This is a genomic window from Caldovatus sediminis, from assembly GCF_014644455.1.
Classification (GTDB): Bacteria; Pseudomonadota; Alphaproteobacteria; order Acetobacterales; family Acetobacteraceae; genus Caldovatus; species Caldovatus sediminis.
Genome location: NZ_BMKS01000015.1, coordinates 46287 through 60651 on the forward strand (window position 1 = coordinate 46287; position 14365 = coordinate 60651).

The window sequence follows — 14365 nt, forward strand, 5'->3', positions numbered from 1 at the left end:
GCGGGATCGCCCGGCGCCGGCGCGCCGGCCGGGCTCCCGCCGCCGCCGAGCCGCCCGCGAGGGAGCCGAGATCGCGATGCGCACCCAGGTTGGAATCGTCGGAGCCGGGCCGGCGGGGCTGATGCTCTCCCACCTGCTCCATCGGCGCGGCATCGGGTCGGTCGTCCTCGAATCGCGCGCGCGCGAGACCGTCGAGGGCACGATCCGCGCCGGCGTGCTGGAGCAGGGCACGGTGGACCTGATGGTCGAGACCGGCCTCGGCGACCGCCTCCGGCGCGAGGGCTTCGTCCATCGCGGCACCGAGCTGCGCTTCGACCGCCGCGGCCACCGGATCGACTTCCACGCCCTGACGGGCGGGCGCGCGATCACCGTCTATGCCCAGCACGAGGTGCTGAAGGACCTGATCGCGGCCCGCCTCGCCGCCGGCGGCGACATCCGCTTCGGGACGCGGGTCACGGGCCTCGACGGCCTCGACGGCCCGCGCCCGGTGATCCGCCATGTCGGGCCGGACGGGGCGGAGGGCGAGCTCGCCTGCGACTTCGTCGCCGGCTGCGACGGCTTCTGGGGCGTCTGCCGCGCCGCCATCCCGGAGGGCGCGCGCCGCGAGTACCAGCGCACCTACCCCTTCGGCTGGCTCGGCATCCTCTGCCAGGCGCCGCCCTCCTCGGAGGAGCTGATCTACGCCCGGCACGAGCGCGGCTTCGCCCTGATCAGCACCCGCTCGCCGGAGGTGCAGCGCATGTACCTGCAGTGCGACCCGGAGGATGCGGTGGACAACTGGCCGGACGACCGGATCTGGGCGGAGCTGCGGGCGCGCACCGAGGCCGAGGGGTTCCGGCTGAAGGAGGGGCCGATCTTCCAGAAGAACATCGTCGCCATGCGCAGCTTCGTCTGCGAGCCGATGCGCCACGGCCGCCTGTTCCTCGCCGGCGACGCGGCGCATGTCGTGCCGCCGACCGGGGCGAAGGGCCTCAACCTCGCGGTCAACGACGTCTTCCTGCTCGACCGCGCGCTCGGCGCCTTCTACGCGACGGGCTCGAGCGCGCTGCTGGACGGCTATTCGGCGGCGGCGCTCCGGCGCGTGTGGCGGGCGCAGCACTTCTCCTGGTGGATGACCTCGATGCTGCACCGCTTCGAGGGCGCGAGCGCGTTCGACGACCGGCGCCAGCTCGCCGAGCTGGAGCTGGTGACCGGCACCGTCGCCGGGGCGACGCTGCTGGCGCAGAACTACGTCGGCCTGCCGCTCGGCGAGTGACCGATGCGGCGAAGCCGGGCAGACCGGACGGAGGTCCGCGCCCGGCGGGCGGCCCGGTTCAGCAGTCGCGGCTGGCGAAGGCGCGCGCTCCGGCCGCGCGATCGGGGCGGCGAGCCGGTATGGGCGGCCTCCGCCTCGGACTGGCGCACCGCGGCCAGCGCCCCCCGGCAGCAGGTGTCGCCCGCGGCCGCGGAGGCGACGTAGTCGGGCGCGCCATGGCGTCCCGTCGGCGTGGCGCGTGGTAGCCCGGCGCCGTCGCCGCCATCGGCGGGTAGTAGGCCGGCTGCTCGCTGACCGCCGCGCAGGCGCCGAGGCCGGCCAGGGCGAGCGCGACCAGCGTCGCGCGCCCGGCAGGGTTCGGGGCATGGCTCGTCCCCCTGCCCGGCGCAGCGCGGCTCCGCCTGCCGCGGTTTCCCGCGGAACGCAGCCCTCGCGGCTGGTCCGTCCCGGCCTACTGGACCGCCTCGGCCTCCACCTCGACCAGGAAGCGAGGATCGGCGAGGCCCGCGACGAGGAGCAGCGTGCTCGCCGGCACGTGCGCGCCGAAGAAGGCGGCGCGCTGCTCGCGCCAGGCGCCGATCAGCGCCCGCTCGGTGAGGAACACCGTCACCTTCACCACGTCCGAGGGTGCCATGCCGTGCGCGCGCAGCACCGTGCCGAGGTTCGCGAGCGCCTGCTCGACCTGCGCCTCGCCGCCCTCGGCGAGGCTGCCGTCGGGCTTCAGCCCGACCTGGCCGGAGACCACGAGCCGCCGCGCGGGCCCGCCCTCGATCAGCGCCGCGTGCGCGTAGCGCCCGCCGGTGGAATGGACGCCCTCGGGATTGCCGAACCGGATCGTCGCCATCGTCATCGCCCTCCCATCTGGCGCGGCAGGTCCTCGCGCAGCACCTCTTCCGGCCCGCCTAGGCCGCCCGCGCCCGGCGGCGGCGCCACGCCGGGCGGCGGCGACGCCAGCAGCCAGCCGCGCAGGTTGCGCCGGATCTGATACTCCAGCTCGACGTTCATCGCGTCCATGGCCGCCCGCACCACGCGGTCCGCCGCGGCCGACCTGCGCTCGGGGCTGGTCGGACCGGGCGCGGTCAGCACCCGGCGCGCCTGCGCCTCGACGAAGCCGGTGCCGCCGCCCTCGCCGGCGAAGAGGTCGAGCCGGCAGCGGAGCGCGCAGACCAGCCGCTCGCCGCCGCGGGCGAACATCCCGCCGGGCAGGTCGTTGCGGACCAGGGACGCCTCCTGGATGGTGAAGCGCGCGACGCCGCTCGATCCGGCGGGAACGAGGCGATCGCGCGCCATGGTCGCCATCGCCTCGGCCGGGATGATCGGGGCCGGCCCCATCACCGCGCCGGCCGGGCCGCTCGGCGGCGGGCCGATCTCGATGTCGGCGACGTTGAGGCGAAGCGGCGTCAGGTGCGCGTAGCCCGGCGGCGGACCGAAGGCGACCGCCGGCGCCGACCCGTCCTCCGCGCAGCCCGCGGGCGCGAGGCCGACCAGCGGGGACAGCCCGCCGGCCAGCAGGATGCGGCGGCGCGGCAGGCGTGGCGCCCCGTGCGGAACTCCGGGCTCGATCGGCGGCGGCGTCGGCATCGCTCCCCCAGGCAGGCCGTTGCGCGGGCAAGCGCAGCAAACCACTCAGCCGCGCCGGGCGCCACCCTGGAGCTCGCTCCGCTCGAAGCGGAAGCCGAGGTTGCAGAACTCGCAGTTCATGGTGATCGCGCCGTCCTCCTCGGCCATGTGGTCCAGGTCCTCCTCCGGGAAGCGCTCCAGGATGCCGGCCAGCCGGGCGCGCGAGCAGCGGCAGCCGTAGGACAGGCTGCGCGCCCGGTCGAGCACCACCCGGCCCTCGGTGGCGAAGAGCCGCCGCAGCAGCGCGGGGCCCGGGAGGGAATCGTCGAGGAGCTCGGCGTCGGTCAGCGTCGCCGCGAGGGCGCGCGCCGTGCGCCAGGCCTCCGCGCCCGCGGCCGCCGCGTCGGGTTCGCCCCGGCCGGCGACGGCGATCCGCTCGAGGAACAGGGCGCCGGCGCGCCAGGCGGTGTCCTCCCCCGCCCGTGCCGCGGCGAGGTGGACGTGGGTCGGAAGCTGCGCGGAGGCGCCGAAGTAGTGCTCCGCCATCTGCGACAGCGTCGCGCCCTCGATCGCGACGAGACCCTGGTAGCGGGTCATGTCCGGACCCTGGTCGCAGGTGAAGGCGAGGTGGCCCTTGCCGAGCAGCGCCGCGGCGTCGGGCGCCTCGCCGGCCTCGAGCAGCGCGGCGAGGCGGTCGGGGCGGCTGCGCACATAGCCGCGCAGCGCGCCCTGGTCGGTGCAGTCGGCCAGCAGCACCGGCACCGGCCCGTTGCCCTGCGCCTGGAGCGAGAAGCTGCCGCTGAACTTCAGCGCCGCCGCGAGCCCGGCGACCAGCGCGAGCGCCTGGCCGAGCAGCGTGGCGACCACGGGCGGGTGCTCGTGGCGGCTGAGGATCGCCTCGGCCAACGGGCCGAGCCGGACCAGCCGTCCGCGGATGGGCTGCCCCTCGAGATGGAAGGGCAGCACGCCGCGCGGCACCACGAGGTCGGGCACCGGCGGGCGGCCATGGTCGAGGAAGGCCGGCAGGGCGGAGGACGTGGATCGGTCGGCGGGAGGAGGCACGATGCGCGCTTTCGACGGGATCGGGGGGAGAGCCCCCTAGATAGGCGCCCCCCCGTCCCGGGACCATCGCCGGCGAGACTGCCGGCGGTCCGCGCCGCTCCGCCGCCGTGCCGACTGCGGCGCGGCCGCTCCGGCGCTGCCGGCCGCGCGGGGAGCGAGAGTGCCGCCATGGCGCGCAGGGACCCGGCCAGGCTGGCGAAGGTGCTGACCGGGCAAGCGTTTCCCGTGTATGATTGCGGTTCGATATCAAGCAGCCCCCGATGCCACGCGCCACCGATGCCCTCGCTGCCGACCGATCCGCCGGCTCCTCCGGCCGGGTCGCCTCCGGCCCGCGCCGCTTCGCCTCGCCCGTCGTCCGCGCCGTGCTGCGCCGGCGCATCCGGGAGTTCCTTGGCCTGGCGCTGGCGCTGGCGGGGCTGGCGCTGCTGCTCGCGCTGGCCAGCCATGATCCGGCCGATCCGTCGCTGAACACCGCGACCGATCGGGCGGCGACGAACCTGGCAGGGCCGGTCGGCGCGCTGGTGTCCGACCTGCTGCTCCAGGGCGTCGGCTTCGCGGCGCTGCTGCCGGTGCTCTGTCTGCTCGCCTGGGCGTGGCGACTGGCGTCGCATCGCGGGCTCGACCCCTTCGCCGGCCGGGTCGCGGCGCTGCTCGCGGCGCTGCCGCTGCTCGCCGCCGTGCTCACCCTGCTGCCGCTGCCCGCCTCCCTTCCGGTCGAGGCGGGGCCGGGCGGCGCGGCCGGCCCGCTGGTGGCGCGGCTGGTGGTCGAGGGGCTGTCGGACTGGTTCGGACCGCTCGGCACGGCGATCGGCCACGCGCTGCTGGCGGGCGCCGCGGCCGGGCTGGGCTTCGTCGCCTGCGGGCTCACTCCCGGCGAGTGGCGCGGCGTCGGACGGGCGGCGGCCCGCGCGGGGCGGCACGGCGTCGGGCTCGCCCGCCTCGTCCTGTGGCCGCTGCGCCGCCGCGACTCGCGGCCTGCTCGCGCCTCGCCCGTGGTCGCGCCGCGGGACGAGCCGACGCGCGCCGCCGAGGCGCCGCCGCGGCGTCCTCCGGCGCTGCTGGCGCGCGCCTTCGGCGGCGGGTGGTGGCCGCCGCTGCTGCGCCGCGAGCGGCGCGGTCACGGCCACGGCGCGGTGCCGCTCGGCGCCGTGCTGCGCGCCGCCGACGCCGCGGCTGCCGGGGCGGCGCATGCGTCGCCGGCCGGCCGGCATGGCGGTGGCGCCTATGTCCCTCCCGAGCCGCCGGTGGTGCCCGAGGCGCAGCGCCCGGGGCGCATGGCCGCTCCGCCCGACGCGCCGCGCGTCGCCGAGCGCGCGCCGGATCCGAGGAAGAGCGCCGCCGCGCTGCAGCCGAGCCTCGCGCTGGAGGACGGCGCCTGGCGCCTGCCGCCGCTCGACCTGCTGGCCGAGCCGGGCGCGAGGCGCGGCGCCGGGCGGCCGAGCGAGGAGGCGCTGCAGGGCAACGCCCGCCTGCTCGAGAGCGTGCTCGAGGACTACGGCGTGCGCGGGCGCATCGTCGAGATCCGCCCCGGCCCCGTGGTCACGCTCTACGAGCTGGAGCCGGCGCCGGGGACGAAGAGCGCGCGCGTCATCGGCCTCGCCGACGACATCGCGCGCTCGATGAGCGTGCTCGCGGTGCGCATCGCCACCGTCCCCGGGCGCAACGTCATCGGCATCGAGCTGCCGAACGCGCGGCGCGAGACGGTGTTCTTGCGCGAGCTGCTGGAATCGGAGGACTGGGCGCGCCATCCGGGGCGGCTCAACCTCGCGCTCGGCAAGGACATCGGCGGCGCGCCGGTGATCGCCGACCTCGCCCGCATGCCGCACCTGCTGATCGCCGGCACCACCGGCTCGGGCAAGTCGGTCGCCGTGAACACGATGATCCTGAGCCTGCTCTACCGGCTGAGCCCGGACGAGTGCCGGTTCATCATGATCGACCCGAAGATGCTGGAGCTCTCGGTCTACGACCGCATCCCGCATCTGCTGGCGCCCGTCGTCACCGAGCCGCCCAAGGCGATCGGCGCGCTGAAGTGGACGGTGCGCGAGATGGAGCGGCGCTACCGCGCCATGTCGCAGCTCGGCGTGCGCAACATCGCGGGCTACAACGAGAAGGTGACGGAGGCGCGCCGCCGCGGCGAGGTGCTGACGCGCCGCGTGCAGACCGGCTTCGACCCGGAGACGGGCAAGCCGGTGTTCGAGGACCAGCCGCTCACGCTCGAGCCGCTGCCGATGATCGTCGTCGTCATAGACGAGATGGCCGACCTGATGATCGTCGCCGGCAAGGAGATCGAGGCGGCGGTGCAGCGCCTGGCGCAGATGGCGCGCGCGGCGGGCATCCACGTGATCATGGCGACGCAGCGGCCCTCGGTGGACGTGATCACCGGCACGATCAAGGCGAACTTCCCGACCCGCATCTCCTTCCAGGTGACCTCGAAGATCGACAGCCGCACCATCCTCGGCGAGCAGGGGGCGGAGCAGCTCCTCGGCCAGGGCGACATGCTGCACATGGCGGGCGGCGGCCGCATCAGCCGCGTGCACGGGCCGTTCGTGAGCGACGCGGAGGTCGAGCGCGTCGTCGCCTTCCTGCGCGAGCAGGGCGAGCCGAGCTACGTCGAGGAGGTGACGGAGACCGACGAGGAGGGCAGCGAGGCCGGGGGCCTGTCGCTCTCCGGCATCGCGGGCGCGAGCGAGGGCGAGAAGAGCCTGTTCGACCAGGCGGTGCGCCTCGTCACCATCGAGGGCAAGGCGAGCACCAGCTTCCTCCAGCGCCACCTGCAGATCGGCTACAACCGCGCGGCCAAGCTGATCGAGCAGATGGAGAAGGAGGGCATCGTCGGGCCGGCGAACCACGTCGGCAAGCGCGAGGTGCTGGCGCGGCGGACGGAGGAGTGAGGGCGGGAGCGGACGGCGGGCGCGGCGCTCCCCGCGTCGGCGCGGCGGCGACGCAGGAGAGGGGGCGGGACGGTGGCGCGGCCCGGCGCCGTCCCGCGCCCGCGCTTGATTCGGCCAGCGGTGCCGGACGACGGTGCGCGGCGTTCCGGGGAGTGTTCCGCATGCGCCGCACTGCGCTCGCCCTTGTCGCCGGCGCCGCGCCTGCCGCCGCGCGATATCGCCGTCACCTATCGCCTCGCCGGGGACCGGGAGATGCGCATCGCCTGGCTCAGCGGCGAGCAGCGCATGCGGGTGGACATGCCCGAGGGCCAGGGCGCGATGATCATGGACCTGAAGGAGCGCCGCGCCTTCCTGTGATGGATGCGCTGCGCGTGGTCATAGAGATCCCGGCCGGCGGGAGCCTGCCCTGGCCGGTCCAGATCCCGCCGAACGCCCGGCTGACGCGCGAGGGCAGCGACCGCGTCGCCGGCCATTCCTGCACCGTCTGGCAGGTGCAGGAGCAGAACGGCCGGCGCGGCTCCGCCCGCGTCACCGCCGATGGGGTGCTGTTGCACGCCCGCGGGCCCGACGGCGCGGAGGGAATCGAGGCGACGCGCGTCGCCTACGGGCCGCAGGAGCCCGCGCGTTTCCGTCCGCCGGCCGACTACCGGACGGAGTCGATGCACATGCCGCCGCCGCGCTGACGCCGCCCCTCTCCGGGCCGGGCGAGGCGGCCGGGGCGCTCTCGCTCACGCGCGTGCGACTCCCGCCGGCGGCGATGGTGCGTGCCTTCGCGCAGTGCGGCGACTATGTTGCCGCGGCTGCTCCGGGAGGAACGCCGCCATGAAGCTCTATTATTTCCCCGGCTCGACCACCTGCCGCCCGGTCCAGATGTTCGCCGCCGAGGCGGGCGTCCCGCTGGCGCTGGAGACCGTGGACCTGATGTCGGGCGCCCACCTCACCGCCGCGTTCGGGGCGATCAATGCCAACCGGTGCGTTCCGGTGCTCGAGGAGCCGGACGGCTTCCGCCTCGCGGAGTCCTCGGCGATCCTCAAGTACCTGGCTGAGAAGGCCGGCTCGCCCGCCTACCCGTCCGACCCGCGCGGGCGGGCGCGGGTCAACGCGCAGATGGACTGGTTCAACACCGGCTTCTACCGGGAATTCGGCTACGGCTTCGTCTATCCGCAGATCCTGCCCCACCTCGGCTGGAAGGGCCCGGCGGTGCAGGCGGCGGTGCTGGCGCGCGGCGCCGAGCGGTCCGCGCAGCTGATGGGCGTCCTGAACGACCACTGGCTCGGCGGGGACGGCCCCTATCTCGGCGGCGCCGACCCCGACCTGGCGGATTACCTGGGCGTCTGCTTCGCCAGCATCGGCGAGATGATCGCCTTCGACTTCGCGCCCTATCCGCGCATCACGCGCTGGATGGAGGCGATGCGCGCGCGGCCCTGCTGGGCCGAGGTCAACGGGCCGTGGGAGGCCTGGCGCGACCACTGCCTCGCGCAGCGGACGGCGAAGGCCTGAAGGGGGGCGGGCCATGGGCATTCGCGCCTTCCACCACGTCGCCTATCGCTGCCGCGATTCCGAGGTGACGCGGCGGTTCTACGAGGACTTCCTCGGCCTCGAACTCGCCGGCGCGCTGGACATCCGCACCACCCAGACCGGGCGGCAGACCAAGGTGCTGCACACCTTCTTCCGCCTCGGCGACGGCACCTTCCTCGCCTTCTTCGAGGCGCCGGACCGGGACTTCGACTTCAAGGACCAGCACGACTTCGACCTCCACGTGGCGATGGAGGTCGGGAGCGAGGAGGAGCTGCAGCGCATGCTCGAGCGCGGCCGCGCGCTCGGGATCGAGACGCGCGGCCCGAGCGACCACGGCGCCATGCGTTCGATCTACTTCCGCGACCCGAACGGCTATGTGGCGGAGCTGACGGTGAAGAAGCCCGGGCACGACGCGGCGATGGACCCGCGCCGCAACGGCGCGCGCGCCACGCTCGACCGCTGGCAGGCGGAGAAGGCGGCGGCGGGGCGGTAGCGCCCGCCCGCGCGCCGCGCCGCGCTACTCGGCCGGCGCGAGGCTCTTGATCAGGTCGAAGACGCGCTTGCGCACCGCCGGATCGGTGATGCGGTAGTAGGCGCGCACCAGCTCCAGCGTCTCGCGCCGGTGCAGCGTGTCGTCGTCGAAGCCTTCCTGCGCCTCGGACAGGCCGTAGCCGCCGCTGCGGCGCCCGCCCACGGCGGGATTGGCGCCCATGGCGTCGGGCATGTCGTCGAAGAAGAAGCTCACGGGCACGTCGAGCACGCGGGCGAGGTCGAACAGCCGGCTGGCGCCGATCCGGTTCACCCCCCGCTCGTACTTCTGCACCTGCTGGAAGGTGAGGCCGAGCGCCTCGCCCAGCTTCTCCTGGCTCATGCCGAGAAGGGTGCGCCGCAGCCGGACGCGGCTGCCCACGTGCACGTCGATCGGGCTCGGGCGGTGCTCGCGCTCGCTCGTCGCGTTGCGCTCTGCCACTTCCTCCATGAGCACTCTCCGCCTCCGCCGTTCTGGCGATCCGCCCTGCCGCTGCAGATTCCGGCGGCGAGTCTCGCAGGACTCGACGTCCGATCCGCACGTCAGCGTTGCGGCCGCATGCTTGCAAGCCTAGGTCCGAGTAACGCTATGTCGCTGGTCTGTCAACTCTTTTGAGAAATCTCGGCGTTCGAGACAGCCCGTGGTGGCGAGAGCCGTGCCGGAGAATATTCAAGATTCAATCTCGCCGCGCCCGCCGGGCCAGCCACCACCCCAGGGCGAAGCTGAAGGACGCAAGCCCTGCGGGGATCGCCAACCCCAGATGGGCGAACGCCGTCGCTACACGCGGCGCGGGCAATCGCGCCGCGACCACACCCGTCTCGCCGAGGCCGAGCCGCGCCTGCACGCGGCCGAGCGAATCATAGACGGCCGAGATCCCGGTCTGCGCCGCCCGCGCCAGCGGCAGGCCCTCCTCCACCGCGCGCAGCCGCGCCGCGGCGAGATGCTGGTAGGGCCCGGCCGAGAGGCCGAACCAGGCGTCGTTGGTGACGTTCACCAGCCATTCCGGCCGCGGATTCGGCGTCACCGCGCCGGGGAAGATCACCTCGTAGCAGATCAGCGCGCCGAAGGGCGGCAGGAGCGAGGGCGCGAGGGTCACGCGGCCGGGCCCGGGGCTGATGTCCATCGCCATCGGCACCACCCGCACCGGCAGCAGGCCGCGCAGCGGCATGTACTCGCCGAAGGGCACCAGATGCGCCTTGTCGTAGCCCCCCGTGACCCGGCCCTCGGAGTCGACCGCGAGCAGGCTGTTGTAGATGTCGCGCGGCCGGCCGTCCGGCCCCCACTCGACCCGCAGCGTGCCGGCGAGCAGCACCGCCCCGGGCGGCAGCCGCGCGGCGATCAGGCGCCGCGCCTCGGCGTCCTCGGCGAGGCGGAAGGGGCTCGCCGTCTCCGGCCAGACCACCACGATCCGCTCGCCGGGGGCGAGGTCGGGCAGCAGCCGCGCGACCGCCGATTCCGTCAGGTCGAGGTAGCGGCGGAAGATCGGCAGCCGCGTCTCCTGCCGCCACTTCAGGTCCTGCGGCACGTTGCCCTGGACGAGGACGACCCGCCAGGGCGGGTTCGCGCGCGGCCCGTCGGGGTCCGCCATCCCCAGCCGCACCGCGCCGAGCAGGCCGAACAGCGCGAGGCCCGCAACCGCCCCGCCCGCCAGCACGCGCCAGCCGCCGCCCGCCATCGGCAGCCCGGCGAGCAGCAGCGTCGCGAGGCCGAGGCCGTGCACCCCGATCCAGGCGGCGCCCTGGATCGGCACCGCGTCGAAGGCCCAGACCGTGCCGATCAGGTTCCACGGGAAGCCGGTGAGCAGCACGCCGCGCAGCATCTCGGCCAGGATGAAGCCGCCGGCGAAGACGAGCAGCCGCGGCCAGCCCGGCGCGGCGCGCCAGGCGAGCGCCGCCGGCGCCGCGACGAACAGGCCGAGCGGCAGCGCGATCGCCGGCACCGCGATCGGCACCAGCCACCAGAAGCGCTCGACCTCGGTGAGGATGGCGTGGGTGATCCAGTAGAGCCCCCCCGCGAAGTGCCCCCAGCCCCAGAGGAGGCCGATCAGCGCCGCCCGCCGCGCGCTCGGCGCGGCGCCGACCAGGGCGAGCAGCCCGGGGATCGAGACCAGCAGCACCGGCACCGCGTGCACCGGCGGCAGGGCGAGCGCCGCGAGCAGGCCGAGGCCGAAGGCGAGCAGCAGCGCCCGCCGGGGCGGCAGCGCCGCGATCCGGCGGAGGAGGCGGGCGGGGATCACGCCCGGGGCGTTACCCGCCGCCCCGCCTCGCGGCAAGGAACCGGGGCGCGGCGCCGGCGCGGCGGGCCCGGCGTCCGCCGGGCCGCAGCCGCCAGCCTGCCCGGGCGCGTCACGCCAGCCCGCCATTGATCGAGATGCACTGCCCGGTGATGTAGCCGGCGCGGTCCGAGGCGAGGAAGGCGACCAGCTCCGCCACCTCCTCCGGCCGCCCGGCGCGCCGCGCGGGCACCATCTTGGCGATCCTCTCCCGCGTCAGCCCGGCCGCCTCCACCGCGGGGCTCTCGATGATGCCGGGGGCGACCGCGTTCACCGTCACGCCGCGCGGCGCGCATTCCAGCGACAGGGCGCGCACGGCGCCGATCAGCCCGGCCTTCGCCGCGGCGTAGTTCGCCTGGCCGCGGTTGCCCATGATGGCGGAGAGCGAGGACATCGCCACGATCCGCCCCCAGCGCGTGCCGATCATCGGCAGCAGCAGCGGGCGCGCGACGTGGAAGAAGCCGTCGAGCGAGACGGCGATCACGTGGCGCCACTGCGCCGCGCTCATGCCCGCCATCGGCGCATCGTCGTGCGCGCCGGCATTGTGCACGAGAATCTGGACGGGGCCGTCCTCGAGCAGCCGCTCCGCCGCGGCGGCGGTCGCCGCCGCCTCGGTGAGGTCGAAGGCCACCGCCTCGGCACTGCCGCCGCCGGCGCGGATCGCCGCCGCGACCGCCTCGGCGCGCGCCGGGTTGGCGTGGCCGTGCACCAGCACATGCGCGCCCTGCGCCGCCAGGGCGTGCGCGATCGCCGCGCCGATCGGGCTGCCGCCGCCGGTGACCAGCGCGCGCCGCATCTCCCCTCCCTACTCCCCCGGCAGGATGATCGCGGCCTGGCCGGCGAGCAGGCGCCGCCCCCCGCCCTCGACCGCGAAGCGGTAGATGAAGCCGCGCGCCTCCGCGGCAAGGGCCTCGGCGGTGACGAGCAGCGGCCCGGGCAGATCGTCGAGCCGCTCGGCCGCGATCTCCACCCCGCGCAGGCTGGAGAGGAAGCCCGCCGGCTGCGCCCGCCCGGACGCGCGCAGCGCCCCGTGCGCCGCCATCGCCTGCAGCGCGTACTCGACGCCGCAGATCGCGGGCAGCGCGCCGGCGCGCCGCAGCGGGTTGCGCGGATCGCGGTGCGACAGGGCGAGGGCGGCGATGCGCACGCCGTCCCAGGCGGCGATGGCGTCGAGCAGGCACATCGCGCCCCGGTGCGGCACCAGGCGCCGCACCGCCGCGCCATCGAGCAGGGGCGGCGTCGGCGGGATGCCCGGCGCCAGGCCGGACGCGCCTTCGCTCAGCATGGCGCGACCGCGATCTCGACGCGGCCATCCTCGAGCATCGGCAGCATGAGCCGCGCCACCTCGCGCCGCGCCAGGGCGCGCAGCAGGGGCAGGGCGCGCGCCGCCGGATTGCCCGCGGCCAGCACCTCGAGCCCGGTCGCGGCCGGCGGCGGCGGCGGCGCGGGCTCCGCCCGGTAGCGGATGTCGAGCCGGGCAAGGGCGCCCTGCCCCGGCGGCGCCAGCACCAGTCCCGCCGCGAAGGGCGCCACGGTCGGGCGGCAGCCCGCCAGCGGCTCGTCGAGCGGCGCGTCGTAGGCGCAGAACAGCACGGTCGCGCCGGTGGCGGCGACGCGGGCGGCGGCGTGCAGCAGCCCCGCGGCGAAGACCTGGTCGTACCCGCCGACCGAGACCGAGGGCCGGGTCGAGCCGACCGCGATGCCCCAGTACCCGGCCGCGGCGTTGTGCACGGAGTTGTGGAACTGCGTCGGCGAGATCGCCCCCTCCGGCGCGCTCAGCGCCTCGAGGATCGCGCCCACCACCTGCCCGTCGCCGTTCGAGGAGGCGAAGACCGTCTCCAGGGAGGCGGGCGCGCGCCCGCTCGCGGCGGCGGCCTCGGACGCGGCGGCGAGCGCCAGGCGGACCGCCGGCGAGGTGCGCCGCCGCTCGGTCGCCGGCAGCGCGGCGGGCGGCGGCAGGGCGAGGGGCGCCGGCGCGTAGGGCGCGGCGCCGGCGAGGACGGGCGCGCTCGCCGCCCAGCCGGGCAGGCCGGGTCCCAGCACCGCGACGCCGACGACCGCGACCCTCACGCGGGGAGCCGCCCGATCACCAGGGCGCAATTGTTGCCGCCGAAGCCGAAGGAGTTGGAGAGCACGCGGTCCAGGCGGGGAACCTCGCGGTTCTCGGCGAGGACGGCGCTCTCGAAGCCCGGATCGGCCCGCTCGATGCCGAGGCAGCCGGGGATCAGCCCCTCCTCGACGCAGAGCGCGGCGATCGTCGCCTCGAGCGCGCCGGAGGCGCCGAGCGCGTGGCCGGACCAGCCCTTGGTGGAGGAGCAGGGCACGCCGCGCGGCCCGAACACGGCCGCCACCGCCCGGTCCTCCATCGCGTCGTTGGCGCGCGTGCCGGTGCCGTGCAGGTTGACGTAGCCGATCTCGCGCGGCGCGAGGCCCGCCGCCTCCAGCGCGGCGCGCATCGCCGCCGCCGCGCCGAGCCCCTCCGGATGCGGCGAGGACATGTGGTGCCCGTCGGTCGAGGCGCCGGCGCCGAGCAGGGCGAGGCCGCCGCGCATGCCCGCGCGCGGGCGCTCCAGCAGCGCGAAGGCCGCCGCCTCGCCGATCGAGATGCCGTCGCGGTCCGCCGCGCAGGGCCGCGTCGGGCCGCCGCGCGCGAGCAGCTCGAGCGAGGCGAAGCCGTGCAGCGTCATCCGGCAGAGCGTGTCCACCCCGCCGACCACCGCGGCGTCCGCCACCCCCGCCGCGATCAGCGCCGCCGCGTCGAGCCAGGCGCGCGCGCCGGAGGTGCAGGCGGTGGAGACCACCATCGCCGGGCCGCGCAGCCCGAGCCGCGCGCGGACGTAGCGCGGCAGCGCGTAGAGGTCGTGGGTGTGCTCGAAGTCGAAGTCGGCGGGGAGCCGGCCCTCGGCGTCGCGGCGGCGATAGGCCTGCTCGGTCTCCTCGATCCCGGCGGTGGAGGTGCCGAGGACGACGGCGATGCGCTCGGCGCCGTGGCGCTCGCGCGCCTCCGCGACCGCCTCGGCGAAGCCGTCGGCGCGCAGGGCCAGCTCGGCGAGGCGGTTGTTGCGGCAGGCGAAGCGCGCCAGCGGCGCGGGCAGCGCGACCTCCTCCAGCCCGCGCACGCGGCCGACCCAGATGCCCTCCGGCGCGCCGGGCAGGTCGCAGGGGGCGAGGCCGCCGCGGCGCGCGCGCAGCGCCGCGCGTGTGGCGTCGAGGCCGACGCCCATGGCGCTGACCGCGGTGTGGGCGGCGATGCTCAGCGGGGGCTGGCGCATGCGGCG

At 76.0% G+C, this 14365-nt stretch carries 14 protein-coding genes; 5 read left to right on the forward strand and 9 right to left on the reverse strand.

Going from position 1 to position 14365, the window contains the following annotated elements:
* Positions 1 to 76 precede the first annotated feature (76 nt).
* Positions 77 to 1255: a 4-hydroxybenzoate 3-monooxygenase gene (locus IEX99_RS18470; RefSeq protein WP_188903006.1), complete on the forward strand. Its 1179-nt coding sequence runs from the start codon at positions 77 to 79 to the stop codon at positions 1253 to 1255.
* 451 nt (positions 1256 to 1706) lie between these two features.
* Here IEX99_RS18470 and IEX99_RS18475 read toward each other — a convergent pair whose 3' ends face one another.
* Genes IEX99_RS18475 through hslO form a run of 3 tightly spaced genes read right to left on the reverse strand, consistent with a single transcriptional unit; the run spans position 1707 to position 3877 of the window.
* On the reverse strand, positions 1707 to 2099 hold the full coding sequence (locus tag IEX99_RS18475) for a RidA family protein (protein ID WP_188903008.1): 393 nt from the start codon (positions 2097 to 2099) through the stop codon (positions 1707 to 1709).
* A gap of 2 nt (positions 2100 to 2101) precedes the next feature.
* Positions 2102 to 2836 carry a hypothetical protein gene (locus IEX99_RS18480; protein ID WP_188903010.1) on the reverse strand — a complete coding sequence of 245 codons (735 nt, stop codon included), beginning with the start codon at positions 2834 to 2836 and terminating at the stop codon, positions 2102 to 2104.
* A gap of 45 nt (positions 2837 to 2881) precedes the next feature.
* The gene (gene hslO, locus IEX99_RS18485) at positions 2882 to 3877 is read right to left on the reverse strand and encodes an Hsp33 family molecular chaperone HslO (RefSeq protein WP_188903012.1); all 996 of its coding nucleotides are present in this window, start codon (positions 3875 to 3877) and stop codon (positions 2882 to 2884) included.
* A gap of 260 nt (positions 3878 to 4137) precedes the next feature.
* Between hslO and IEX99_RS18490 the strand changes: the two genes are divergently transcribed.
* From IEX99_RS18490 to IEX99_RS18505, 4 genes are all read left to right on the forward strand, one after another.
* Positions 4138 to 6768 (forward strand): FtsK/SpoIIIE family DNA translocase, encoded by a 2631-nt coding sequence (locus IEX99_RS18490; RefSeq protein ID WP_188903014.1) that lies wholly within the window; start codon positions 4138 to 4140, stop codon positions 6766 to 6768.
* Positions 6769 to 7139: 371 nt separating this feature from the next.
* Positions 7140 to 7451 (forward strand): hypothetical protein, encoded by a 312-nt coding sequence (locus IEX99_RS18495; RefSeq protein ID WP_188903016.1) that lies wholly within the window; start codon positions 7140 to 7142, stop codon positions 7449 to 7451.
* A gap of 139 nt (positions 7452 to 7590) precedes the next feature.
* Complete coding sequence (locus IEX99_RS18500; RefSeq protein WP_188903019.1) at positions 7591 to 8268, forward strand: glutathione S-transferase family protein; 678 nt, start codon at positions 7591 to 7593, stop codon at positions 8266 to 8268.
* Between the two features lie 13 nt (positions 8269 to 8281).
* Complete coding sequence (locus tag IEX99_RS18505; RefSeq protein WP_188903021.1) at positions 8282 to 8779, forward strand: VOC family protein; 498 nt, start codon at positions 8282 to 8284, stop codon at positions 8777 to 8779.
* A gap of 24 nt (positions 8780 to 8803) precedes the next feature.
* On the opposite strand, the gene IEX99_RS18510 is transcribed toward IEX99_RS18505, so the two are convergent.
* The 6 genes from IEX99_RS18510 to IEX99_RS18535 all read right to left on the reverse strand — a co-directional run bounded on the left by IEX99_RS18510 (position 8804) and on the right by IEX99_RS18535 (position 14359).
* Positions 8804 to 9265, reverse strand: coding sequence for a helix-turn-helix domain-containing protein (locus IEX99_RS18510; protein WP_188903023.1), 462 nt, complete (start codon positions 9263 to 9265; stop codon positions 8804 to 8806).
* A gap of 226 nt (positions 9266 to 9491) precedes the next feature.
* Positions 9492 to 11051: an apolipoprotein N-acyltransferase gene (lnt, locus tag IEX99_RS18515; RefSeq protein ID WP_229678135.1), complete on the reverse strand. Its 1560-nt coding sequence runs from the start codon at positions 11049 to 11051 to the stop codon at positions 9492 to 9494.
* A gap of 109 nt (positions 11052 to 11160) precedes the next feature.
* Positions 11161 to 11883: a 3-oxoacyl-ACP reductase FabG gene (gene fabG / locus IEX99_RS18520; protein ID WP_188903027.1), complete on the reverse strand. Its 723-nt coding sequence runs from the start codon at positions 11881 to 11883 to the stop codon at positions 11161 to 11163.
* 9 nt (positions 11884 to 11892) lie between these two features.
* Positions 11893 to 12372, reverse strand: a complete 480-nt coding sequence (locus IEX99_RS18525) for a hydroxymyristoyl-ACP dehydratase (protein WP_188903029.1) — start codon at positions 12370 to 12372, stop codon at positions 11893 to 11895.
* Positions 12366 to 13157 carry a beta-ketoacyl synthase chain length factor gene (locus IEX99_RS18530; protein WP_188903032.1) on the reverse strand — a complete coding sequence of 264 codons (792 nt, stop codon included), beginning with the start codon at positions 13155 to 13157 and terminating at the stop codon, positions 12366 to 12368. The genes IEX99_RS18525 and IEX99_RS18530 overlap by 7 nt, the downstream gene beginning before the upstream one ends.
* A complete protein-coding gene (locus IEX99_RS18535) occupies positions 13154 to 14359 on the reverse strand; it encodes a beta-ketoacyl-ACP synthase (protein ID WP_188903034.1) in 1206 nt (401 codons plus the stop codon). The genes IEX99_RS18530 and IEX99_RS18535 overlap by 4 nt, the downstream gene beginning before the upstream one ends.
* Positions 14360 to 14365 lie beyond the last annotated feature (6 nt).

Bases quoted from the DNA above. Each gene is read 5' to 3' on its own strand.
- IEX99_RS18475 (WP_188903008.1), bottom strand. From the start codon at position 2,099: ATGGCGACGATCCGGTTCGGCAATCCCGAGGGCGTCCATTCCACCGGC.
- IEX99_RS18510 (WP_188903023.1), bottom strand. From the start codon at position 9,265: ATGGAGGAAGTGGCAGAGCGCAACGCGACGAGCGAGCGCGAGCACCGC.
- IEX99_RS18525 (WP_188903029.1), bottom strand. From the start codon at position 12,372: ATGCTGAGCGAAGGCGCGTCCGGCCTGGCGCCGGGCATCCCGCCGACG.
- IEX99_RS18535 (WP_188903034.1), bottom strand. From the start codon at position 14,359: ATGCGCCAGCCCCCGCTGAGCATCGCCGCCCACACCGCGGTCAGCGCC.
- IEX99_RS18500 (WP_188903019.1), top strand. From the start codon at position 7,591: ATGAAGCTCTATTATTTCCCCGGCTCGACCACCTGCCGCCCGGTCCAG.
- IEX99_RS18505 (WP_188903021.1), top strand. From the start codon at position 8,282: ATGGGCATTCGCGCCTTCCACCACGTCGCCTATCGCTGCCGCGATTCC.
- IEX99_RS18490 (WP_188903014.1), top strand. From the start codon at position 4,138: ATGCCACGCGCCACCGATGCCCTCGCTGCCGACCGATCCGCCGGCTCC.
- IEX99_RS18470 (WP_188903006.1), top strand. From the start codon at position 77: ATGCGCACCCAGGTTGGAATCGTCGGAGCCGGGCCGGCGGGGCTGATG.
- IEX99_RS18480 (WP_188903010.1), bottom strand. From the start codon at position 2,836: ATGCCGACGCCGCCGCCGATCGAGCCCGGAGTTCCGCACGGGGCGCCA.
- fabG (WP_188903027.1), bottom strand. From the start codon at position 11,883: ATGCGGCGCGCGCTGGTCACCGGCGGCGGCAGCCCGATCGGCGCGGCG.